20 protein-coding genes and 1 other annotated feature are annotated in these 22,866 nt (G+C 49.7%); of the genes, 7 read left to right on the top strand and 13 right to left on the bottom strand.

Features of this window, described 5'->3' with window-relative positions:
• Nucleotides 1-81: 81 nt before the first annotated feature.
• Both AC1VOR_RS08645 and ftsW read left to right on the top strand, forming a co-directional pair.
• Nucleotides 82-423 (top strand): YugN family protein, encoded by a 342-nt coding sequence (locus tag AC1VOR_RS08645; RefSeq protein ID WP_059052293.1) that lies wholly within the window; start codon nt 82-84, stop codon nt 421-423.
• Between the two features lie 12 nt (nt 424-435).
• On the top strand, nt 436-1,698 hold the full coding sequence (ftsW, locus tag AC1VOR_RS08640) for a putative lipid II flippase FtsW (RefSeq protein ID WP_482617243.1): 1,263 nt from the start codon (nt 436-438) through the stop codon (nt 1,696-1,698).
• A 129-nt stretch (nt 1,699-1,827) separates the two neighbouring features.
• Here the strand turns inward: ftsW and AC1VOR_RS08635 are convergent, their stop codons facing one another.
• From AC1VOR_RS08635 to AC1VOR_RS08610, 6 genes are all read right to left on the bottom strand, one after another.
• The gene (locus AC1VOR_RS08635; protein WP_059052291.1) at nt 1,828-2,190 is read right to left on the bottom strand and encodes an Asp23/Gls24 family envelope stress response protein; all 363 of its coding nucleotides are present in this window, start codon (nt 2,188-2,190) and stop codon (nt 1,828-1,830) included.
• A gap of 150 nt (nt 2,191-2,340) precedes the next feature.
• On the bottom strand, nt 2,341-2,628 hold the full coding sequence (locus tag AC1VOR_RS08630; protein ID WP_482617242.1) for an Fpa/YlaN family protein: 288 nt from the start codon (nt 2,626-2,628) through the stop codon (nt 2,341-2,343).
• A gap of 178 nt (nt 2,629-2,806) precedes the next feature.
• A complete protein-coding gene (locus AC1VOR_RS08625; RefSeq protein ID WP_059052289.1) occupies nt 2,807-3,052 on the bottom strand; it encodes an HPr family phosphocarrier protein in 246 nt (81 codons plus the stop codon).
• 82 nt (nt 3,053-3,134) lie between these two features.
• Nucleotides 3,135-4,250, bottom strand: a complete 1,116-nt coding sequence (locus AC1VOR_RS08620; RefSeq protein ID WP_482617241.1) for an aminopeptidase — start codon at nt 4,248-4,250, stop codon at nt 3,135-3,137.
• A gap of 145 nt (nt 4,251-4,395) precedes the next feature.
• Nucleotides 4,396-5,253: a hypothetical protein gene (locus AC1VOR_RS08615; RefSeq protein WP_482617240.1), complete on the bottom strand. Its 858-nt coding sequence runs from the start codon at nt 5,251-5,253 to the stop codon at nt 4,396-4,398.
• A gap of 194 nt (nt 5,254-5,447) precedes the next feature.
• Nucleotides 5,448-7,412, bottom strand: a complete 1,965-nt coding sequence (locus AC1VOR_RS08610; RefSeq protein WP_482617239.1) for a sensor domain-containing diguanylate cyclase — start codon at nt 7,410-7,412, stop codon at nt 5,448-5,450.
• A gap of 460 nt (nt 7,413-7,872) precedes the next feature.
• Between AC1VOR_RS08610 and rpsD the strand changes: the two genes are divergently transcribed.
• On the top strand, nt 7,873-8,472 hold the full coding sequence (gene rpsD, locus AC1VOR_RS08605; RefSeq protein WP_059052285.1) for a 30S ribosomal protein S4: 600 nt from the start codon (nt 7,873-7,875) through the stop codon (nt 8,470-8,472).
• A gap of 61 nt (nt 8,473-8,533) precedes the next feature.
• Here the strand turns inward: rpsD and tyrS are convergent, their stop codons facing one another.
• Nucleotides 8,534-9,787 carry a tyrosine--tRNA ligase gene (tyrS, locus tag AC1VOR_RS08600; RefSeq protein ID WP_482617238.1) on the bottom strand — a complete coding sequence of 418 codons (1,254 nt, stop codon included), beginning with the start codon at nt 9,785-9,787 and terminating at the stop codon, nt 8,534-8,536.
• A gap of 66 nt (nt 9,788-9,853) precedes the next feature.
• Nucleotides 9,854-10,122 (bottom strand) — a binding site (T-box leader).
• Nucleotides 10,123-10,313: 191 nt separating this feature from the next.
• On the opposite strand from tyrS, the gene AC1VOR_RS08595 reads away from it, so the two are divergent.
• Entirely contained in the window at nt 10,314-13,427 is a 3,114-nt protein-coding gene (locus AC1VOR_RS08595) for a transglycosylase domain-containing protein (RefSeq protein ID WP_482617237.1), read from the top strand.
• A gap of 78 nt (nt 13,428-13,505) precedes the next feature.
• Here AC1VOR_RS08595 and acsA read toward each other — a convergent pair whose 3' ends face one another.
• On the bottom strand, nt 13,506-15,230 hold the full coding sequence (gene acsA, locus AC1VOR_RS08590) for an acetate--CoA ligase (RefSeq protein WP_482617236.1): 1,725 nt from the start codon (nt 15,228-15,230) through the stop codon (nt 13,506-13,508).
• 240 nt (nt 15,231-15,470) lie between these two features.
• Here acsA and AC1VOR_RS08585 point away from each other — a divergent pair, with 240 nt between their 5' ends.
• Nucleotides 15,471-16,103 (top strand): GNAT family N-acetyltransferase, encoded by a 633-nt coding sequence (locus AC1VOR_RS08585; protein WP_482617235.1) that lies wholly within the window; start codon nt 15,471-15,473, stop codon nt 16,101-16,103.
• A 28-nt stretch (nt 16,104-16,131) separates the two neighbouring features.
• Nucleotides 16,132-17,310, top strand: coding sequence for an acetoin utilization protein AcuC (locus AC1VOR_RS08580; protein WP_482617234.1), 1,179 nt, complete (start codon nt 16,132-16,134; stop codon nt 17,308-17,310).
• Nucleotides 17,311-17,332: 22 nt separating this feature from the next.
• On the opposite strand, the gene AC1VOR_RS08575 is transcribed toward AC1VOR_RS08580, so the two are convergent.
• The 4 genes from AC1VOR_RS08575 to AC1VOR_RS08560 form a co-directional block, all read right to left on the bottom strand.
• Nucleotides 17,333-18,049, bottom strand: a complete 717-nt coding sequence (locus tag AC1VOR_RS08575) for a 5'-methylthioadenosine/adenosylhomocysteine nucleosidase (protein WP_482617233.1) — start codon at nt 18,047-18,049, stop codon at nt 17,333-17,335.
• A gap of 170 nt (nt 18,050-18,219) precedes the next feature.
• On the bottom strand, nt 18,220-19,224 hold the full coding sequence (gene ccpA / locus AC1VOR_RS08570; RefSeq protein WP_059054491.1) for a catabolite control protein A: 1,005 nt from the start codon (nt 19,222-19,224) through the stop codon (nt 18,220-18,222).
• 109 nt (nt 19,225-19,333) lie between these two features.
• Nucleotides 19,334-19,681, bottom strand: coding sequence for a bacillithiol system redox-active protein YtxJ (gene ytxJ / locus AC1VOR_RS08565; protein ID WP_482617232.1), 348 nt, complete (start codon nt 19,679-19,681; stop codon nt 19,334-19,336).
• Between the two features lie 128 nt (nt 19,682-19,809).
• The gene (locus tag AC1VOR_RS08560; RefSeq protein WP_482617231.1) at nt 19,810-20,253 is read right to left on the bottom strand and encodes a hypothetical protein; all 444 of its coding nucleotides are present in this window, start codon (nt 20,251-20,253) and stop codon (nt 19,810-19,812) included.
• A 191-nt stretch (nt 20,254-20,444) separates the two neighbouring features.
• Between AC1VOR_RS08560 and AC1VOR_RS08555 the strand changes: the two genes are divergently transcribed.
• Complete coding sequence (locus tag AC1VOR_RS08555; protein WP_482617230.1) at nt 20,445-20,972, top strand: type 1 glutamine amidotransferase domain-containing protein; 528 nt, start codon at nt 20,445-20,447, stop codon at nt 20,970-20,972.
• 63 nt (nt 20,973-21,035) lie between these two features.
• On the opposite strand, the gene ptsP is transcribed toward AC1VOR_RS08555, so the two are convergent.
• Nucleotides 21,036-22,778, bottom strand: a complete 1,743-nt coding sequence (gene ptsP, locus AC1VOR_RS08550; protein WP_482617228.1) for a phosphoenolpyruvate--protein phosphotransferase — start codon at nt 22,776-22,778, stop codon at nt 21,036-21,038.
• Nucleotides 22,779-22,866 lie beyond the last annotated feature (88 nt).

The following is a 22,866-nucleotide window of genomic DNA, read 5'->3' as shown; positions in this document are numbered from 1 at the left end:
GCTTGCACAAGCGCTGGAAACATAATATCATGGGGTAGAGAAGATTTGAGAAAAGTTCACAATTTAAGGGGGCAAATTACCATGATCGTGGAAAATACCGGCTTGGACGGTTTGCAAAGCGATTTGGCTTATTTGGATGAATCAGCGGAGAAGCTGGGTTTTGTACGCTGGCAATGGGAATATTACCGCGCTACATACGATTATAAAATTGAATACAACAATAGCGATTATTACTTGCGCATTAATACGCGAGCTTTGGAGGGCAAGTTGGAGCGCCCGGATACCGTGCTTGCCATCGAAGCGGTCTATATGGGGCGGGCCACTTTTCCACACGGGTTGGAGTACGAATCGGAGATTCCGCCGCTGGTGATGAAAACCGCCAATTACAAATTGACGGAATTGAAGGAACTTCTTGAGTCCTAAAGTGATGCAGTCATGAGAGAAGAAGCCGAAAAGCCAAGACGCGGAGCCCCCGACTTTCAATTACTCATCTTGACACTACTGCTGGTTGGTTTCGGAATCGTGATGGTGTTCAGCTCCAGTTCCAGTATCGCACTAGTAAGCAAGCTGTTCGATAACGATCCCATGCACTTTACCAAACGGCAGATCATCTTCAGCCTGCTTGGTATTGTCGGCATGTTTATCACCATGAATATTCCTTATCCCAAATTCAAGAAGCTATTCATACCTATATTTATTCTTGCTATCGTCATGCTGCTGCTCGTCCCCTTCATTGGAGGACGCATTAACGGCGCTACCAGTTGGTTTGCCATCGGAACGCTTGGCATTCAACCTACAGAGCTAGCCAAGATTACGACAATCTTGTATCTTTCGGCTCTTATCTCCAAGAAGGGAGAACGATTCCGGGATTTGCGCACCGGCTATATTCCTGTCATGGTCATTGTCGGGTTTATTGCCGGGCTCATCATGCTTCAACCGGATTTGGGCTCCTGCCTCATTCTGGTCGCTACCGCCGGCTTAATTATCTTTGCCGGAGGAGCCAACCTCAAGCATATTGTGGGCTCCATTGCCTTATTGATATTTGGTGCAAGCATCGTAATCGGTATCGGGGCCTTGTGGGAGCAGATTAACCCGCCAGACCCGGCCACCGTCACGGGAGATAACTATAGACTTGGCCGCATACAGGCTTTCCTGAACCCTTGGGAAGACACACAGGGTACTGGATACAACCTGATTCAATCCTTAACGGCGATTGGCCATGGCGGCGTCACTGGCACCGGATTTGGACAAGGGATTCAGAAGCTGCATTATCTGCCCAACGCATATAATGATTTTATCTTCGCAGTCATTGGCGAGGAGTTCGGACTTATTGGTACCTTAATTTTCCTGATGGTCTATATTTACTTTATTTGGCGAGGACTACTAGTTTCCCTTCGTTGCAAGAGTACGTTTGGCACCTTAACCGGTGTTGGCATTATGGGGCTCATAGCTATCCAGGCATTCGTCAATATCGGCGGTGTCACCAACACGATTCCGGTTACAGGAGTCACCTTACCATTCATCAGCTATGGCGGCTCTTCTCTCCTGGTCATGATGATAGCGATGGGAATTGTATTAAGTATCTCACGGGAATCGTCATTGCCGGTCAAGCAAGAACGCACTAAGTCCGTCATCGTCCGTGAACCAACGCCGTTTGAAGTGCGCAGCCAGCGCACTCAGCAACGGAGACATATGTAAAACGTGATAATAACCAAAAGACTACGGAGCACGCTCCGTAGTCTTTGTTTTGTTCATCGATTATTCAACTTAACTTACTTGAGGCCGAAAGCAAAACCTTGTATCACAGCGCAGCCTTAAGGCTACCTCTTAGAGCTCATCGTCTTTGAACGCAACGCCCTCAACCTTAACATTGACTTCTACAATTTTCAGTCCGGTCATGCTTTCGACCGCTTCACGTACATTCTGCTGGAGCATCCGGGAAACCTCATGGATCGGCGTTCCATACAACACGATGATACGCAAATCAATCGCCGCCTCCAACTGACCGACTTCCACTGTAACGCCCTTTTGCACATTCTTACCGCTTAACCGTTTGGCCCAGCCCTCAGACAGTCCTCCGGACATCGCAGCGATTCCCGGTGTCTCCAGAGCGGCCATTCCGGCAATCTTCGCCACGACATCGTCTGAAATGCGAATCATTCCACTATCTAATTGCAGTTGCTCGGTCATGGTTATTCCTCCTTCAACCTCATTAATTTCATTGTAAAGCGTAAGCCCATTTAAAGCAAATGACATGCCTCTGGCCTATGTATGATGAAACAAGCGTATTCCCCTTGTAACAACGGAGTATACGCTTGCACTATTTGAAGACAAACCGGTTCACTGTTTATTGTTCATGGCTTCATATAGCGAGGCCAGGTTCCGTTCAAGTCTGCTAAGAATTTGTTTGCCTGCCATTTCTTCAATAAGTCCAACGCGAGTCGCGTAATCCACTTGCCTGGAGAATCCATACATCTGGGTATCCAGCACTTCCTCATAGAGAGGACAGTAACGTGTAGCCAAGTTCTCCATCTGTACTTCAATCAGCTTCTCTATTTTATCTGCATCTTCTTTCAGAAGATTAAGTGCTTTCTGGTTCAGTTGCTCCTGCAACTCAGATGAAGTCATGCCTCTTCCCCCCCTATGTCCAAAAATCGTCACACCTCTGTTCTATCCTAATATTAGACGAAATCGAGGGCCAATACAAGAACCTGTGTAAATTAACCTTGTACCCACTCGGCTAATCTGCAGTGTACGAAGAGCATTAAAAAACACCCCCGCAAAGCGGGAGTGTTTTCTTCATTTTCTATTCTGCAACAACTTTGACATCCAGCCCATGCTTGGCAAAGGCTTCGGTTACAGCTTTCTTAGCTTCATCTGCATCCGGTCCATGGACGTGAAGCTCATAACTCTTGGTGTTCACCAGTGTAGTGAAGAGACCAAGAATGCTCTTTACATCGATGTACTTATTGTCTGCCTGAAGCACGATGGAAGAAGTAAATTTACCCGCGATTTGGGCAATTTCTACTACTGCTTCATTATTCGTAGCCATATGGATCCCTCCGTGATCAACTTTGGAAATAACATACTTTCATCATACATTGAATCCGCTTTCCTAGCAAGGGTATTTCTCCTTATTTCAAGTTCTCCGGATTTAAAGCCGCCAGTTCAGGTATGACAAAAACACCATCCTTGCGGATTAATACGTCGTCAAAATAAATCTCTCCACCGCCGTAATCCGGACGTTGAATTAATACCAGATCCCAGTGAATCGAGGAACGGTTACCATTATCGGCCTCTTCGTAGGCTTGACCCGGCGTAAAATGCAGGCTACCTGCTATCTTCTCATCGAACAAAATATCCTTCATCGGATGCAGAATGTACGGATTGAAGCCGATGGCAAATTCACCGACATATCTTGCCCCTTCATCAGAATCCAGAATATCATTCATTCGCTTCGTATCATTGCTGGTCGCCTCAACAATTTTACCATTCTCAAAGCGGAACTTGATGTTCTCGAACGTGATGCCGTTGTACAATGTAGCTGCATTGTAGCTGATCGTACCGTTTACGGAGTCACGAACGGGAGCACTGTATACTTCTCCATCCGGGATGTTCTTTTGTCCAGAGCATTTGATTGCACCAATATCTTTGATCGAGAACGACAAGTCCGTACCTGGCGAAACAATACGAACTTTATCCGTTCTGCTCATCAGTTCAGCCAAGGCATCCTGTGCCCGGTCCATCTTGGCATAATCCAGATTGCATACATCGAAGTAGAAGTCCTCAAAAGCTTCTGTGCTCGTATTGGCCAACTGTGCCATACTAGCGTTAGGATAACGCAGTACCACCCACTTCGTCCGCTTTACCCGTTGTTCGCTATGCACCGGATGAGAATACAGCGAGTTGTACAATTTCATCTTATCTTCGGCTACGTCAGATAAATCATTGACATTGGCACCTGCACGAATACCAATATAACAATCCATCATTTGCATCCGCTTCAGATCATATTCGGCCCATGCCTTGATCCCTTCGGCTGTGGCATATTTCAATTGTGCGCGCTGTACGGTACGGTCAGTAATTTCTACAAAGGCGTTACCGCCCTTTTTCCCTATTTCTTCCACGACCGCCTTCAGCAAATCTCGTTCATCGCCAATCATTTCGACCAGCACGTTCTCTCCAGGCTGAACGCTTACGGAGTAACCTACGAGGTTTTCCGCCAGTTTTTGAATTCTCGGATCACGCATCTGACTCACTCTCCTCATTATGTAACGGGAACCTGTCAAGGAATAGCTCATGGAAGGCTTCCCGCTCGTTAACCATTGGTTAATTCTTCTTATATTGTAGCACGAAATCGCACCCAGCGTCAGCCTGAGCTTAACAGAGAGGGGGCTATCGGTAGCTTTCGAACCTATTATCGGTACGTAATATTTCCTGCTGCTCCGTGCCTTCCACCGACAGGTAAGAAACTGCGGTCTCCGAGGTCAATCGTGCCGGAAGTCCGGACTTCCGGTCTATGGTCAAGTGATACACGGACTCTGCCTTCATCTGCCGGAGCATCTGTTGCAGTTGTTCGTTCCCACCTGTCCAGACAAGTAATAGCTCATTTTGCAGTGCCTCCTGCTGCTCAGAGGGTACACCGGCCAGTTGGTCTTTCCAGTTCTCACCAAGTTGATTCATCTCAGACAACAAACGTTCCTTCAAGCGAAGGCTGGCCTCATCCGGATCAACCTCAATTCTTAACACCATCGTTCCCCGCGCAGCGCCACTTTCTGTAGTGATCTGCTTACTAGAGATTTGCCTGATCTCCTCAAGCTGACCCAAAGGATTTAGTCGAGCGACACCTTCCCGAAGAGCATCTCCCTCCCGGGGTACCGCAGACTGCCATATCCCGTCCGCCCAATAGAGCTTGGCACGCCAGCCCGAAGCCCCGGTCAGCCCGGCCGCATGCAACGAGTTACCAGGCAGCGAAGAGGCGTTAACAGCAGGCTGAGCGCTCATATGCAGTTCCCTGTGCGCACGTAGTTCTCCCGTATAGCGCAAGCTCTCGCCTTGCCCTTTTCTGTTCCCCCGCTCTAAGACAGCCAAGCCGCGAAAAGTAAGCTCATCGCAGCCCGCTAGCCCAGACCAGGTAAAGTCAAACCACTGCTCCGGCGTTTTTTCCAGAGGACTACAGGAGGAGAGCAGCAATAGAAGTAGCCACCCACAGGCAGCGGTTCGTCCAGCCTTATTTATCCGTAGCAGTTCCATCCGCAAGCACTCCTCATCCGAGTCATTTGCCCATCCGGCTAGCGTCACAGCCCTCAGCTTCAGCCGTTTAAGCCTGAGTTTCCATTTAGCTGTATCCTCCCACCCCACTCTTGAATCTATGCGTGCAGGCACGCAAAAAAAGCATTCTGCGGTAGAGCAGTTCCACCCGCAGAATGCTTACTCTAGAATCGTAACTATGAACCCTGTTCTCCAGTAGCTGTATGCGTCTGATTACGCCCGCTGTTCTTGGCACGATACAGGGCCATGTCCGCTTGGTAGAAGAGAGATTCCACCCCCGGCTTATCCTTACCTCGCTGCCATTCAGCGATTCCACAAGACACGGTCACCTTGGGCTCCGTTTCCATCGCTACCCGGAGGCGGACAGTCTCTGCAATTTGGTAGGCGCTGACCGCTGTGGCCCCCGGCAAGTATATCGCCAGTTCCTCGCCTCCCCAACGAGCAGCAATATCCGTCTTGCGGATCGTCCCCTTCACAATATGACATACTTGCTTGAGGATTTTATCGCCCACCTGATGTCCGAAGGTATCGTTTACCTGCTTAAACTGATCAATATCCACAATAATCAGCGAGCCGTTGCTGTCCTTCTTCTGGAACTCCTGGATGGCATCATCAACGTAATGCCTGGCGTATAATCCGGTGAGCATATCCCGGTTAGCCATCCTCCGCACCTCTGCATGAAGTAAAGCGTTGGCCACAGCCAAGCCAATATGAGAGGAGAGAGCCTGCAGAAGCTTGTAATTGTCGTATGAGAAGAAACGGGGCTGTCGATGGGCCAGCATAATCCCCCCGATTGCTTCACCACGAACGATAACCGGTGCCGTAATGAGCGAACGTGATTCCGTCTCCTCCATAAAGCGTGAGTTAATCTTGCTGCCATACGCGCGATAGTCAGATAGAATAATAGGTTCATTTGTAGCATAAAGCTGACCGCTGAATCCATAATCACTCGGGAACTGCTCGTTCGCTAGCCCGGGCACATTGCTGGACACGATTTCAAAAGTACCATGCTCCCGGTTCAACTGAGAAATACAACAATATTCCGCCTTGAAGATAGACAATAATTCTTCCATAGCAAACTGAAATACATCGTCAATTTGAAGACTTTGATTCAGCCGCTTAGTTAATTCGTTAATTAACCGCAGCTCATCGATGAGCAGATTGGATTGCTCGTACAATCTGGCGTTCTCGAAGGCGGTACCCGCTGTGTCGGCCAACATCCCAATAAGCTGTAAATCAATCTCGTCAATTAAATCCTGCTCAATTGATAGATGAAACACTCCGTAGCTGCCTTGCTTCCCACTTAGCGGAACGGCTATCTCCAAGCCAGCCTTCTCGCCCTCATCCTCGCCGTGCAGTCGTCGAAGTTGCATGCTTCCTTCCATGAATGCCTGTACGCAAAGATCGTCACCTTGCTCGTAGAGCTGCAAGGACTTGATTCTGGGATCACGGCTAAGATGATCCTGGGACATCAGTAATTCCAGCTTGGCCGCCGGATACATCCCGGACAACCGTTCAAACAATTCCGTCAGTACGGAATCCACGTCGATCTTGTCATGCAGCTTCTGCACAACGGAGGATAGCTTGGAGCGACGCTGCTCCTCCCGCTTGGCTCTCTGCTGGGCTAGCAGCAGATCGGAGACCAGCAGAGCTTCAAAGCACTGATAGAAGCAGGTGCGCAGGAGTTCCGCCGCCATCTTCATGAATAAATCGGCAGCCGGGGCCTCATAACCCGTCAGGCGGCAGCCGAATATGGCGAACATGTCACCATGCAAACGGGTAAACATCGGTACGGCAGCATAAACACTTCCTGCCTCTTCCCTGGTCATGGATTTCTTCTCATTGATGGTAGATGTAATGATGTCAACCATGGGGCCAGGCTCGTCTAATCTCCCCGTGGCAGAGAGCGGAATGTCCGGGTCAGCTACCAGCGCCGTTCCAAGGTAATCCGTAACCATAAAGCTCGCCTCGCCTAATCCGGGCAGATCAGGGACCAGCTTACGCCAATGACCATAGGCATCCATTAAAATAGAATCAATGTAAGGATAATCATAAGTAGTAATGTCGAGTTGCCGCAACCAGTCTGTGTAATTGGTACCTTCTTCAAGCTGCGGCAGAAAAGAAGCATGATTAGAATTCATCGTTGGTTGCCTCCTGATCGATTGGCCATAAAAAAGAGCTCTTTTACAAAGCTTTATATTTTGCGCCATCAGCTTGTCTGTTTCTATCACTTGTGATCCGTTCTTGATCAATACATTTATTTTACTATCTCCACAAAGGTTTTGCACTACATTTCCCGTGTTTGGAACTATATTTTTAGGACAAAAGACCTATCGACAAAAAGTAGCAATTTCATACAAAAACACCTAGTTGACTTTCACTGATTAAATCGTATAATATATATTGTTGAAAAAGACTGGATAGAGTCTTTGCTTAGGGCGTAACGCATGCGAGCACCCTCTCGGTGTTTTGTTGCTGATAAGACAGCGGCTGAACTTTCTTATCAGAGAACGTATTCATCTATCCTTACGTTCGATGAAACAAAATCCGCGCAAGTAGAACCCTACACGAAATATAATTATAAAGGAGTCTACCTATACAATGGCACGTTACACTGGTCCTAAATTTAAACTCAGCCGCCGCCTTGGCATTTCCTTGAGCGGAACAGGCAAAGATTTGAAGCGCCCTTTCCCTCCGGGACAACATGGCGCTAACCAACGCAGAAAAATCAGCAACTATGGTGCACAATTGCTCGAGAAGCAAAAATTGCGTCATATGTACGGCTTGGGTGAAAAACAATTCCGTACTCTGTTCGAAAAAGCTCAAAGCATGCCTGGTATCGCGGGCGAAACTTTCATGTTCTTGCTTGAAAGCCGTCTGGACAACCTGGTATACCGTCTTGGCTTCGCGAACTCGCGCGCTGGCGCTCGTCAGCTCGTAGCTCATGGTCACGTAACCGTTAACGGCAAGAAAGTCGACATCGCTTCTTACCGTGTTAGCCTTGGCGACGTTATCAGCCTTCGTGAAAGAAGTCGCGGTCTTGCCTTGGTGAAGGATGCCATGGAGAACCGTTCGCATCTTCCGGCTTACCTGGAATTTAACGACACCTCCCTGGAAGGCAAATATATCCGTTTGCCTGAACGTTCCGAGTTGTCCCAAGACATCGACGAGAAGCAAATCGTCGAATTCTACAACCGCTAAAATTAAGCACATTAAAACCGGCCCAAGTCGACATCGACTTGGGCCGGTTTATTTGTTTCGTTTATTTTACCGTCAGCTTGGCGAACTTGCGCTTGCCTACCTGAATGATCTCGCCACCAGCCAATTCAAGTTCGGCATTCGGATCGGTCAACTTCTCTTCGTTAAGCTTTACCGCGCCCTGTTGGATGCTACGTTTGGCCTCCCCGTTGGAAGAAGCAAAACCAATCAGAGTCAACAGCTTAATCAAGCGGATTTTGCCATCCTCCAGTTCAGATGCAGGAATTTCCTTATCCTCAATATCCTCAGGCAATGCCCGCTGTTGGAATACAGTGACAAAATGCTCCTGCGCTGCTTCAGCAGCTTCTTGACCGTTATACATCCGTACCAGTGTATAAGCCAGCTTCATCTTGGCATCACGTGGATGAATCTCGTCCGAGTTCACTCCTTCAGTCAAAGCCGTCAGCTCTTCGTTTGAGAGGTCGGTTACCAACTCATAATATTTAAGCATTAACTCATCGGGCACTGACATGGCTTTACCATATATTTCATTAGGCTCCTCATCGATGCCGATGTAGTTGCCCAAGCTCTTACTCATCTTCTGGACGCCGTCCAGCCCTTCAATAATCGGCGTCATGATAGCAACCTGCGTCTCTTTGCCGTATTCCTTCTGCAAGGTCCGCCCCATTAGCAAATTAAACTTCTGGTCCGTCCCCCCGAGTTCAATGTCGCTCTCCAGTGCGACCGAATCCATTCCCTGCATCAGCGGGTAGAAGAATTCATGGATGCTAATCGGCAAATTGCTGTTATAACGCTTCGTAAAGTCGTCCCGTTCAAGCATACGTGCTACCGTTACCTTGGCAGACAGCTTGACCACCTCGGCAAATGTCATCGGGGCTAACCACTCCGAGTTGAAATGAACATGTGTTTTCTCTGAATCAAGAATTTTGAAGATTTGTTGGCGGTAGGTCTCCGCGTTGCGTTGCACATCTTCTTCTGTAAGCTGCTTGCGAGTCTCCGACTTCCCCGTAGGGTCACCGATTCGGCCCGTGAAATCACCGATGATCAATTGCACCTGATGTCCCAACTCCTGGAACTGGCGCAGCTTCTGCATGACAACCGTATGTCCAACATGAATATCGGGCGCCGAGGGATCAAGTCCAAGCTTTACCTTCAACGGTTGTCCGGTGACAACGGATTTCATGACCTTCCGCTTCAGTTCATCCTCGGGCACAATCTCTACGACCCCCCGGGAAATTACCTTGAGTTGACGCTCTACCTCCGCTTGCTGCGCTCCACTTAATTCTTCCCATTTCATCAACCTGTTCCTCCAATATAATGATGTATTGCCGCCTGTAAGAACACAAAAAAGCCCCTTCTTGTCCCAAGGGACGAGAAGGAGCGCTCGCGTTACCACCCTAATTAAAACCGCTAGCCTTTGCTATTGGCAGCCACAAGAGGCACGGTTTTCACTTCATTCGCATAACGGATTAATCCGGTACCGGACTACTGGCACATGACTTGCACATCGTGCGTTCCCCCGGACGGCTCCAGACGGTAATTCAAAAGCGATCCGCTCATTCGGTTCACAGCCACCACCGATTCTCTGAGCAGCGGGATTCCGCCTTCTACTTAGTCTTTCCAAGCCTTTATTGATATGTAATTCAAATAATATATATCACAGATGTATTTCCAAAGTCAAACCTCGCGACACTAAAACAAGGGTGGTTCAAAGGACCTGAATTTGTCGAAACCGCCCCGTAAATCCGTTAAAGTAGGCTGAAAAAACATCCAAAACCCCTTTTTTGTGCTATAATGTTGCTGTTTATAAAGGAGGATCATTCATGGCTCATGAGAACGACAACAACTCCAAGCAGCCTCAGACCGAACTCAAGCGAAGATCTCGGAGCGATAAGACGGCCACCAAACCGGCGCGGAAGCGCAAGAAGGGTCGTATCGTCTGGGCGATCCTAGGATGGCTTGTTCTGCTGGGGTTTGCGAGTGTGCTATTTGTGGGAGGTGCTGTATTCGGCTACGTGTCCTCGATCGTCAAGGAGGAGCCGGTACGCTCACGCACAGATATTGAAGAGAAGATCAACCATAACGAGATGACAGGGTTCGCTTACTTCCGTGACGGGCAGCCTATTGGCCAATTGCGCTCAGAAGAAGACCGGCGCCCCATCTCTTATAAGGAAATTCCGCAGAACGTGCTGGATGCGGTAATTGCCATTGAGGATAACCGTTTTGAAGAGCATATGGGTATCGACTTTCAAGGGACCCTGCGCGCCGTCAAACAGCGGGTGCTTAACGAAGCTGTACAGACCGGCGGCAGTACGCTGACACAGCAATTGGCACGACGTGTCTTCCTCAACCTGGACGTTACAGAGGACCGTAAGGTGAAGGAAATTTTGCTGGCCCTTCGCCTGGAACGCTTCCTGTCCAAGGAAGAGATTATGTCAGCTTATATGAACAAGGTTCCCTTCGGCAACGGATCAAACGGCTATCAGGTCTACGGCATAAAGGCAGCCGCCAAAGGGATATTCAATATCACAAATCTGGAAGATTTGAATATTGCCCAGTCCGCTTATTTGGCTGGCTTACCCCAGTCGCCTTCCTCCTATTCGGCCTTTAATGGTAAAGGAGAATTTAAGGAGGAAGCTTTCCAGCGAGCAACCAAACGCCAGCAATTGGTGTTACAACGCATGCTGGAGGAGAACAAGATTACAACCGCTGAATATAACGAAGCGGTGGCCTTTGATATTCAAGGAGCACTAGCTCAGTCAACCAAAAAGGCCTATGATACCTTCCCTTACCTGATGTTGGAGACGGAACGGCAAGGGGCCATTGTCATTGCGATGATGAACAACCCACAGTTGACCAAAGAAGAGATTTCCGGTAATACGCAAATGCTGGAGGAAGCCCGCCAGGAGTTGCTAACCGGAGGTTACCGGGTATATACCACCATCGATAAGAAGATTTATAATTCGATGCACCGGGTTTCGGATAATGCCGAGAACTTCTCACCGTTCAGCGAGAAGAAAGGGCTGGAGCAAGTAGCCGCTATGATGATGGATAATCGATCCGGGGCTATACTAGGCATGATTGAGGGACGTGACTTCTACACCGAGCAGATGAACTATGCCACGCAAATGAAGCGGCAACCCGGCTCAACCATGAAGCCAATCGCCGCATATCTGCCCGCCCTCGACACCGGCCTGGTTCAGCCAGCCAGCATTCTGGATGATTCCCCTATCATTTTACGGGATTATCAGAAGGGCTATCATATTCCAGGCAATGCCAGTGGCGGTTATAAAGGACTTGTTACCGCCCGTACGGCTCTGAATGAATCGCGTAATATCCCCGCACTGAAGGTGTTTAACAATGTCGTGGGGATCGAGAAGGCTTGGGATTTCAGCAAAAAGCTGGGCATTACCACTCTCGAAGAAGAAGACTACGGTGCACAAACCGGGGTCCTTGGCGGTCTTAAATATGGGGTTACGGTTGAAGAGCTTACCAATGCCTACAGCACGATTGCCAATGGCGGTCAGTTCACCGATGCTTACATGATCGAGAAGATTATTGACCACAAGGGAAATGTCGTCTACAAGCATCAAGTCGAGCCACAACAGGTGTTCTCCGAGCAGACAGCCTATCTTATGACCGATATGCTGCGGACCGCCCTGAGAGATGGTACTGGTAAATCGATCAGAAGCGACTTCAAGAGCTATAGCAAGATTCCTGTAGTCGGCAAAACCGGATCAACTCAAAACTATGCCGATGTCTGGTTCATGGGATATTCGCCGGACGTCACGCTAGGCGTGTGGATTGGCTACAAGGAACCGAAAAATACACTTTCCGATGCTGGTAAGGCCAGAGCACGTAAAATATGGGCGCTGGTCATGAATGAAGTCACCGAAAACGTCAGCGACGTGTTCAAGACGGATTCGTTCACCAAGCCGGAAGGCATCGTTACCAAGACCGTGTCCGGCTACAGTGGTAAATTGCCAACTCAATTGACCCAACAAGCCGGGAAAATGGTTACTGATATCTTCAATGCCAAATTTGTGCCAACCGAGCCGGATGATGTTTTAATCCGTGCCAAGTATGTCACCTACAATGAGGTCAACTATATTCCGCTGGAGACTACGCCTTCCGATATGCTGCGTGAGAAGGTTGTTGTCAAGCGCGAGAAACCGATTGCCGAACTTAAAGAAGAGCTTGAAAAAGCCTTTGCCCGCATGTCAGGAGGCCATAAGTCGCTCAGCTTCTACATGCCAAAAGACATTGGCGAGGATGCCCCATACAAGGAGGACCCTCGCACTGATGATGGCAAGGCACCAAGCGCCCCTGGGGGCGTAACCTTGATTGGCCTTGGCGGAGGATCCAAGATCAGTTTCACCGCAAGTCCAGAGAAGGATGTTGTTGGTTACCGGCTATACCGTACGGATGACGGCGTGAAATTCCAGTCCACCGGCAAGGTTGCACTGACCGGAGATTCCACCGTTATTGCGGACGCCCGGGCCGCAGGTTTCGGTACGGCTTACTACGTAACCGCCGTAGACGTTGCTGGCAAGGAATCTGAGCCAAGCGCTGTGGTTAGCCCTCTAGGTGGTGGTGGCATCCCTGGCGGCGACAACGGAGAGGGTCAAGACAATGACGATGGTAGCGGCAATGGAGAGGTTGGGGGAAATGCTCCTTCCTCACCATCGGGTGTCTCAGTGAATAAGGATGAAGGCGGTTATACGGCTAGTTGGAAGGCTAGTCCCCTGCTGGATCTCGTCACGAGCTACAATGTTTACGTCTCGGACAGTGAGGGTGGCTCCTATTCCAAGATTGGCTCCACGTCCGATACACATTACACGATCAAGACAGACTACACCAGCATCTGGGTCAAGATTAGTGCAGTTAACGTATTGGGCGAGTCCGCCCTCTCGGCTCCAGCACAATTTACCCAGTAAGCTTCAAGCGAATAAAAATCCTCCGTCCCCATTTCAAGGTGGGAACGGAGGATTTTTTATTTATATCCATCGGACTTACTAGTCCTCAATCGTTGATAAGTCACCGGTCGGCAAATTAAGCTCCCAGGCCTTCAACACGCGCCGCATAATTTTCCCCGAGCGAGTCTTGGGCAATTTATCCTTGAACTCAATCTCACGGGGAGAAGCATGAGCCGAGAGCCCTTCTCTGACGAACTTGGCAATGTCTTGCTTCAGTTCCTCCGACGGAGTGAAGCCTTCGCGCAAAGAGATAAATGCCTTAATGATCTCTCCCCGGACCGGGTCCGGTTTACCGATGACTCCAGCTTCCGCAATGGCCGGATGCTCCACCAATTTGCTCTCGACCTCGAACGGACCAACTCGCTCCCCGGAGGAATTAATGACATCATCAATGCGCCCCTGAAACCAGAAGTAGCCATCTTCGTCCATGTACGCCGTGTCCCCGGAGATGTACCATCCAGGAATACGGAAGTATTCCTCGTATTTGGGCGCATTGTTCCAGATCAGTCGCATCATGGATGGCCAAGGCGTACGAATGGCCAGATTGCCCATCCGATTGGGTGGCAACTCCCGGCCATTATCATCGATAATCGCCGCCTCAATGCCCGGCACAGGCTTACCCATTGAACCTGGCTTGATCGGCAAGGTCGGGTAGTTACAGATGAGTTGACCACCAGTTTCGGTCATCCACCACGTATCATGTATACGCCGGCGGTATACCTTCAGTCCCCAGCGTACCACTTCGGGGTTCAGCGGCTCTCCCACCGACAATACATGGCGTAACGAGGATAAGTCATACTGACCAATCAAATCCTGTCCTGCCCCCATCAGCATACGGAAAGCCGTTGGTGCACTATACCAGACCGTAACCTGGTTCTGCTGAATCGTTGCGTACCAATCTGCCGGACTGAAGCGGCCACCCCGCACTACATTCGTCACGCCATGAAGCCAGGGAGCAAAAATTCCGTAAGACGTACCCGTGACCCAACCCGGATCAGCGGTACACCAGTAAATGTCCCCTTCCTTCAAATCCAACACCACCTTGCCGGTGTGGTAATGCTGAAGCATGGCGTTATGCACATGATAGACGCCCTTGGGCTTCCCGGTAGAACCGGATGTATAGTGTAGAATCAAACCGTCTTCACGATTAACCCAGGTAACTTCCGCTTCCGGTGAAGCGGCATGAAGTTCCGCTGTGAAATCCGCAATCCCCTCACTAGCAGTCACTTTATCTCCGACCAGGAAGACTGTTCGCAAGGTGGGTAACTCCTCCCGGTTAACCCGAGCCAACAGCGCAGGAGTGGTGACCAAGGCCACTGCACCGCTATCCTCAAGCCGGTCCTTGACTGCCGTCTCCATAAACGCCTCGAACAACGGGCCTACCACGGCCCCTACTTTTATAATCCCGAGAATGCTAATGTACAGTTCCGGCGTTCTGGGCATGAACACAAATACCCGATCTCCCTTGCCAATTCCATAGTTGCGTAGCACATTGGCAAACCGGTTAGTCGCTTGCCGCATCTCCTCATAGGTGTAGGTCTCCTCGCGCTCCGGATCGCTGAACTTTAGGGCGACTTGCTCCCCTTTCCCTGCATCTACATGGCGGTCAATCGCTTCATAAGCCATGTTCACGTTACCTGTGGTATACCAAGAGAACTGCTGCTCCACATCGTTCCAGTTAAAATCAGCACAAGCCTCGTCATAGCTGTTCATATTGGCGGACGGTACGTCCACGGAAATGATTTCCCCTTGCAATTGACTCATCCCTTCATCCTCCTCAATCTCTGAATCCAACAATATCGTAGATCAAAGTTCATGAAAACGGATACATATTCATATAAGTCAAGGTCGCTTTTCGAGAGCATTTATCACATATCAGTTTTAATATATGAATTTTTTGTGTCGGAAATCATTATAGCACAGGTTTTCATACACCGGCTATACTTTTCAAATTTTCATTTTTCTGTTATAAGTGAGGGGAATGAAGCAAAGGAGGCGGCTTAGATGGAACATCCCAAAACGTATATCCGCCATACCCTACCCCATCAGCAAGGTGAAATCGTCGTGGAGGGACCGGTTACCCCTTCCCATCTACGAACCCTGAATATGCATCCGGATCTGGATGCCTTCCGCAAGCCGAAGGAACAGCATGAGGCACTCATTGAAATTGCCGAGCTGCCCGAGGGACGTATTATTCTGGCCAGGGACGAGTTGACCATCATTGGATATGTTACTTTTCACTATCCCGATGATATGGAGCGTTGGTCACAAGGGCATATGCCTGATCTGCTTGAGCTAGGTGCCGTTGAAGTTGCCAATGCCTACCGTTCTCTCGGCCTGGGATCAACCCTGATCCGAACCTCTTTCGAGGACCCTCAAATGGAGAGCTATATCGTATTTACCACCGAATATTACTGGCATTGGGATTTGAAGAGCAGCGGCCTGTCGGTCTGGGACTACCGCAGCATGATGGAACGGCTGATGAAGACCGTCGACATGGTCTGGTACGCTACGGACGATCCCGAAATTTGTTCTCACCCGGCCAACTGCTTGATGGTAAGAATCGGCAAGCAGGTTCCTCTTGCCTCCGAGGAGCAATTCGACAGGATCCGGTTTCAGCAACGCTTTATGTATTGACCGTCAAATAAGGAAGGCGTGTGATTACGTGTCTGCCAGCGCTTTATTCGTACATCATAAACAAGCGATGAATTATCGCTTCCATGACCAACATCCCTTCCACCCGATTCGGTGGGAATTGACAATGGATTTATTAAATGAGATGCAAGCGCTTTCTATAGACCAAAAAATTTCTTCACGCCCAGCCACGGAGGAAGAATTACTGTGGATTCATCAGCCGGCCTATGTGGAAAGCGTTAAGCGGCTTAGCTCGGCTGCCCCCGAACCTCACTGGATCAGCGAGGGAGAGCCTTACGGGCTCCTGGATGAGGATACGCCTTATTTCCCCGGTATGCATGAGGCGGCCTCCTGGATTGTTGGGGGTAGCATAACCGCAGTAGAAGCCGTGTTATCCGGAGCCAGTCCCCATGCCCTGCATTTGGGTGGTGGATTGCACCACGCTTTGCCAGCAAAGGCTGCTGGCTTCTGCATCTACAACGATGCCGCTATCGCCATTGATTATGCCCGCCGCCATTATGGTGCACGCATCTTATATGTGGATACCGATGTACATCATGGAGATGGCGTACAATGGAGTTTCTATTCGGACCCGGATGTCTGTACCTACTCCATTCACGAGACGGGGAAATATTTGTTCCCCGGCACCGGACATTTGCCCGAACGGGGCGAGCATCAAGGTTATGGAGCCTGTATGAACTTACCGCTCCAGCCCTACACGGAAGATGCTTCCTGGCTGGAATGCTTTGAGGAATCCATTCGGCGATTAACGAAGTATTTCCAACCGGATCTGATCCTTAGTCTGCATGGCTGTGACGCCCATGCGCTGGACCCATTATCCCACATGCACTGCAGCATGGAGATTTACCGCCAAATGCCAGCCATCTTGCATGAACTGGCCCACACCTATTGTGAAGGGCGCTGGGTCGCTTTGGGGGGAGGCGGATATGACTTCTGGCGTGTCGTGCCTCGGGCCTGGAGTCTGCTGTGGTTAGAGATGAGCAGCCACCCTCTGGCAGATGCGCTCCAGACTGACGCCCGCTCTCCGCTTCCCCAAGCCTGGATCAATCGCTGGCAGCCACATACTCCCCAAGCGCTACCCTCAGAATGGCTGGATGACCCGCAACGCTGGGAGAGCATCCCCCGGCGTGACGAAATCACGGCAAAAAACCGCGAGACACTCGCGGTAGCTATGCAGGATTATCCGTGATACCTGCCATCGATACGGATAGCTAGATCAAATTAGTAGCATGCTGCATCATATCGTTGACAATGGCAAAAGAGCGGGCAGCCGCCATCACGGTAAACTCGGCGAAGTTCACTTCTGCTTCGCCATCAGCTTGATCCGATATGGAGCGGAGCACGATGTAGGGAATAGCATTCATGTAGCACACCTGAGCTAAAGCCGCTCCCTCCATCTCCACACAAGCTCCACCTAGCTGTTGGTACAGTACCGTCTCCACATAGCCAGGATTGGCAATAAACTGATCACCAGACAAGATACGCCCCAGCACATGCTTGTGATCCGTGCATTGACGTTCACACGCGCCTTGAGCCAAAGCAATCAGTGCAGGATCAGCCGGAAAATCGGACACGGCCTGGTACGGTGTAACCCCTCTTGTATATCCGAGTGGAGCTACATCCATATCATGCTGCTGGCAGGAAGAAGAGATTACGATGTCCCCCACAACCAGATCAGGATGAACCGCTCCAGCCACCCCGGTGAACCACATCTGTTCTACCTGAAAGCGGTCGATCAGAAGCTGCGTAGCCACCGCTGCATTGACCTTTCCTACCCCAGATTTACAAACGACCACCTCATGGCCATACCAGCTTCCCTGTACAAACTCAATTCCTGCAACAACAGACGACTCCTGATTCTGTAACACTTGTAGTATCTGCACAACTTCCTCGTCCATGGCCCCCATCAGGCCTATTTTCATGCCCATCCCCTTGCTCCCTTCAACGACTCTTGGAGGAATATGCTGCTGTTCTCCTCATTCCTTACCTCTCCTGACACTCAAAAAAGCTCCTTTGCAGGAGCTTTTTCCGTTTCATAACCTTTTTCATATATATATTTCTCTATGTTTATTATTTTTCTACCCGTTTAGCTTGTCCATTAAACGTGGCTAACTGATAACCGCAGAATCGTCTCATGCGGCAAGATAACCCGTGGATTCTCAACGGCTTCCTTCTTCATCAACTTGGTCAGCAAGCGCATGGCTACAGCTCCAAGATCGTACATCGGCTGAGCCACGGTCGTCAGTTGCGGACGTACCATGGAAGCCATACGAATGTTGTCCACACTAATGATGGAAATATCGTCCGGTACCTTCAAGCCTTCGTCCTGAATGCTGTGAATGGCCCCAATCGCCATCTCGTCGGTAGCAGCAAAGATCCCTGTTGGCCGTTTCTTCAAGCCGAGGAAGTACTTCATCGCTTCAACACCCGACTCATAGCGATAGTTACCGATCCGAACCAAGTCTTCCTGATATTCAATCCCTGCCGTCTCCAGCGCACGCTTGTACCCTTGGAATCGGGCGTACCCGTTCGCAGGGTCCTGCAGCGTGCCACTAATCATCGCAACCTCACGGTGACCATGACGAATCAAAGTGCTCACCGCATCAAACGCTGCCGACTCATGATCGATATCCACAGATGGATACTGGCCATTGTCGTCACTAGTTGCGCAAAGCACAATCGGCACCGACGAAGTCCGGAACGCCTGAATGTGCTCCTCCGTTACCGTACCGCCCATGAAGAGAAGCCCGTCCACCTGCTTCTCAAGCAGCGTGTTAATAACTCGGATCTCCTTCTCCTTGCGCTTGTCGGCATTACACAAAATGATGTTATAGTGGTACATGTTGGCAATATCTTCGATGCCCCGGGCAATTTCTGCAAAGATTGAATTCGAAATATCAGGGATCACCACACCAACTGTGGTGGTCTTCTTACTGGCTAGTCCTCTCGCTACCGCGTTAGGACGATAACCTAACCGTTCAATCGCTTCGTAAACCTTTTTCCGGGTCTGCGGTTTCACATTCGGATTGTTGTTGACAACCCGGGAAACCGTGGCCATCGAGACGCCTGCTTCACGTGCCACATCGTAAATGGTAACCGTCACATTCTTCTCTCCATTGCCATAGATTTTCACTCATTCATCCGGTAAAGTTCCAGAGCTCCAATTAAAGTTTATGATACGACAAAATACTTCTTTATGCAATGACAACGCTTCAATGTGAAGTCAATGCCTCGCTTAAAGCCGTTTTTGTAATCCTGGAGTGGGAAGTATGCCAGATGGCTTGCCCATCCTTAACCAAAATCGCCTGCGGCGATTCATGTCTGACCTCAAGTCGGTCTGCCGCTTCATTCGACACGTCCCGACTTTGGATCACATGTATCAGTCCATATGTAACATCCTCGCGCGGCTCATCCTGCAAGTAAGCCTCTACCGCTTTGTGAGCCTTCGCGCTGATGGAACAGCGGGTGCTGTGCTTAAAGAGCAACAAGGGCTGACGGCTGGAATCCGCCAACGCAGTCTGGAGCTCCTGGATCGTTTGTATTCTCATCATGTCGGACATAGCGCATATCCCCTTCTTTGAATAAGAATCGCCAGATGTTCTGATGCTCTGATGATATCTTAACAAAAAAAATTATGAAAACACAAGTTCATTTACAAATTCATTTGCAAAATCCGTCAAAAAGACTGTTAATTCGTACTGGAAATCTGACGGTTTCTTACAAATTTAGACAAGGGATGAAGACGTTTGGAAATACTGTCCATCCATTCCAAGTCACCAAGGTGTTTTGCCCCACCATACAAATCCAGCAACAAATTAATCCGCTCCTCACACTGCCGCTCCAGCACACTCTCGAAAGAAGCCTCCTCCGTCCCCGTCCATTTATCTGACACAGCTAAAATCAGCCCCGCCAGCTCATTTTGCTCGGAGAAATCAACCCATTCCACGATTCCTTCTTCTTTTAGTCTGGCCAACAAATCTGTCAATTCAACCTTTACCTCGGGAAGCACTTCGTAATGACTGCACTCTTCACATTCATAAATAGGAACATTATCAATTTCATAGATTCCTTCAAAAATGACCGTTCTAAAACCAAGGTTCATCATTTGCCCGCAATGGCAGTGCTTACGCACAGGATCACCTCATCCTAACACTTCATAGATTGCTATGTTTGATGTTTAAGAAACTGAAATTTAGTCTAAGCATAATTATAGAGGTGTTCAAACCGATTTTTTTGAACACGCACTTATAGTAATTATTTGTTCTCATTAAAATATTAGAACGGGCTTTCGTCAAGAGCCAGCCTGGTAAGGAGGAGATTGATTTGAGACTTTCTGGAAAAAACATTATCGCTTTGGTGGATGAGGAATTCGAGGATTTGGAGCTGTGGTACCCGATCTATCGCCTGCGCGAAGAAGGTGCCCAGGTTCATTTAACCGGTCCGGAGAAAGGAAAAAAGTACATTGGCAAATACGGGGTGCCTGCTGAAGCGGAATATGCTTTTGAGGAAATGAATGCCAGCGATGCCGATGGCATCATTATCCCTGGTGGATGGGCTCCCGACAAGCTTCGACGTTACCCGGAAGTGTTGGAGCTGGTCCGGAAGCTGCATGAAGCAAGGAAGCCCATTGGGCAAATCTGTCATGCAGGATGGGTGCTCGTCTCTGCCGGTATTCTTGAAGGCGTAACGGTCACTTCCACACCGGCCATTCGCGATGATATGCAAAATGCCGGAGCGATCTGGAAGGATGAGCCGACCATTGTAGACGGTCATATCATTTCAGCCCGTCGGCCTGCGGATTTGCCTATTTACGCCAAGGCTGTTGCCGATGCGGTAGCACAGCGTAAGTAACTCTTCCCTAAATACAGGCAGGCCGCCCGGTCATATGGACCATGGGCGGCCTGTGTTTGCTTATTATTTGCTTAGTCGTTCCTGCCCTAGCTCGTATCCATACCGGATTAATTCAGTTTCAACTTCGTCACTGGTTGTCAGGCGGTAGCAGGTAGCTCCAATCAGCTTGCCTTCTTGTGCGTGGGAATTGAGGACGCGATGCTTCACACGCAGCAAGGCTTGAGGCGACATGCTAAGCTCAGTCACACCTAAATGCAGCCACAACGGAACCGCCTTCTCATCTCCCGCCATCTCTCCGCATACACTCACAGAAATCCCCGCTTCATGGGCCGCTTGTACCGTTTGACGCAGCAAGCGCAACACCGCGGGATGGAATGGATGATACATATGGGCAATCTTCTCATTCATGCGGTCAACAGCCAGCACGTATTGAACCAAATCATTTGTCCCAATGCTGAAGAAATCCACTTCCTGGGCCAGCAAATCCGAAATGGCCGCTGCTGCAGGAACTTCGATCATGATGCCCACTTGAATGTCAGGGTCGTAGGCAATGCCTCGCCAGGACAAATCCTGCTTGGCCTCTTCCAGAACTTCCTTCGCTGCCCGGATCTCCTCAAGTGATGAGATCATCGGAAGCAGCATTTTGACTTTCCCGTAGGCACTTGCCCGCAAGATAGCACTCATTTGTGTCTGGAACAGTTCCCGGCTATCCAAGCTTATCCGAATTGCCCGATACCCCAGGACCGGATTATCCTCTTCCGGCAAGGCAAAATATTCAAGTTGCTTATCTCCACCAATATCCAAGGTGCGAATTACGACGGGATGTGTACCCGCCTTCTCCACAACCTGACGATACACTTCGAATTGCTCATCCTCGCCAGGGAAGGTAGCCCGGTCCATATACAGAAACTCCGTACGGAACAGTCCTACTCCCTCTGCGCCATGCTTGATCGCCAGCTCCAAATCCTTGACGGAGCTGATATTACCAGCAAGTCGCAGGCGTACACCATCCTTCGTAACGGCCTCTACAGAAGCCAGCAGTTGAAGCTGCTCTTTACGCCGTCGCTGCTTCGCGGCAAGCTCTGTAAATCGTTCCACCACGGCCGTCTCCGGGTTTAGGTAGATCAAGCCCTCATCCCCGTCAATGACCAACAAATCACCGGTCTGCAAAGGCTGCGGTAGCTTGTTCTCCAGGCCCGACACGAGCGGTATGCCAAGAGCACGCGCCATAATGGCCGAATGCGAGGTTTTCCCGCCAGCCATCGTCACCATACCAAGCACGTTATCCGGATTCAGATGGACCAACTGTGAAGGCGATAGCTCCTTGGCGACCAGTATGTAAGGCTGGGTATCTGCTGGCAAAGTAATATCCGGTGTCCCCAGCAGATGCTTGAGCAAGCGATTACCGACATCCTTGATGTCTAGCGCCCGTTCCTTCATATACTCATCATCCAACAGGTCAAACATCGTCACAAAATGATCGATCGCTTCTTTTACTGCTACTTCGGCCGCTTTGTACTGACGTTCGATAATTCCCTGAATCTCGCTCATAAAAACAGGGTCCTCCAGGATGGCCAGATGAGCATCGAATATGCCCGATTCCTCCGCCCCTACCGTCTCCTTGATCTCCCTCTTCATCACTTCGATTTCGCTTTTGGATGTACGAATGCCCTCGTACAACCGTTCAAACTCTTTGGCCAAGTCGACCTTATCCATGCGCCGATCAGGCACATCCCACTCCCAGGCGGGCAGCACAAAGGCTTTGCCGATCGCAACCCCTGCTGCTGCTCCGATCCCCTGTATCATGTAGTGACCCCCTAGTCTTGCTTGTGAGTTCCTTGTCTGAAGCTTCCGTTACCAAGTACCTTCTATCTATCTCATAATGGTAAGCCCT

The organism is Paenibacillus sp. 1SOY10, from assembly GCF_056836745.1.
Note: the sequence above shows the minus strand (reverse complement) of the source record. Positions and strands in the feature narration are given on the sequence as shown.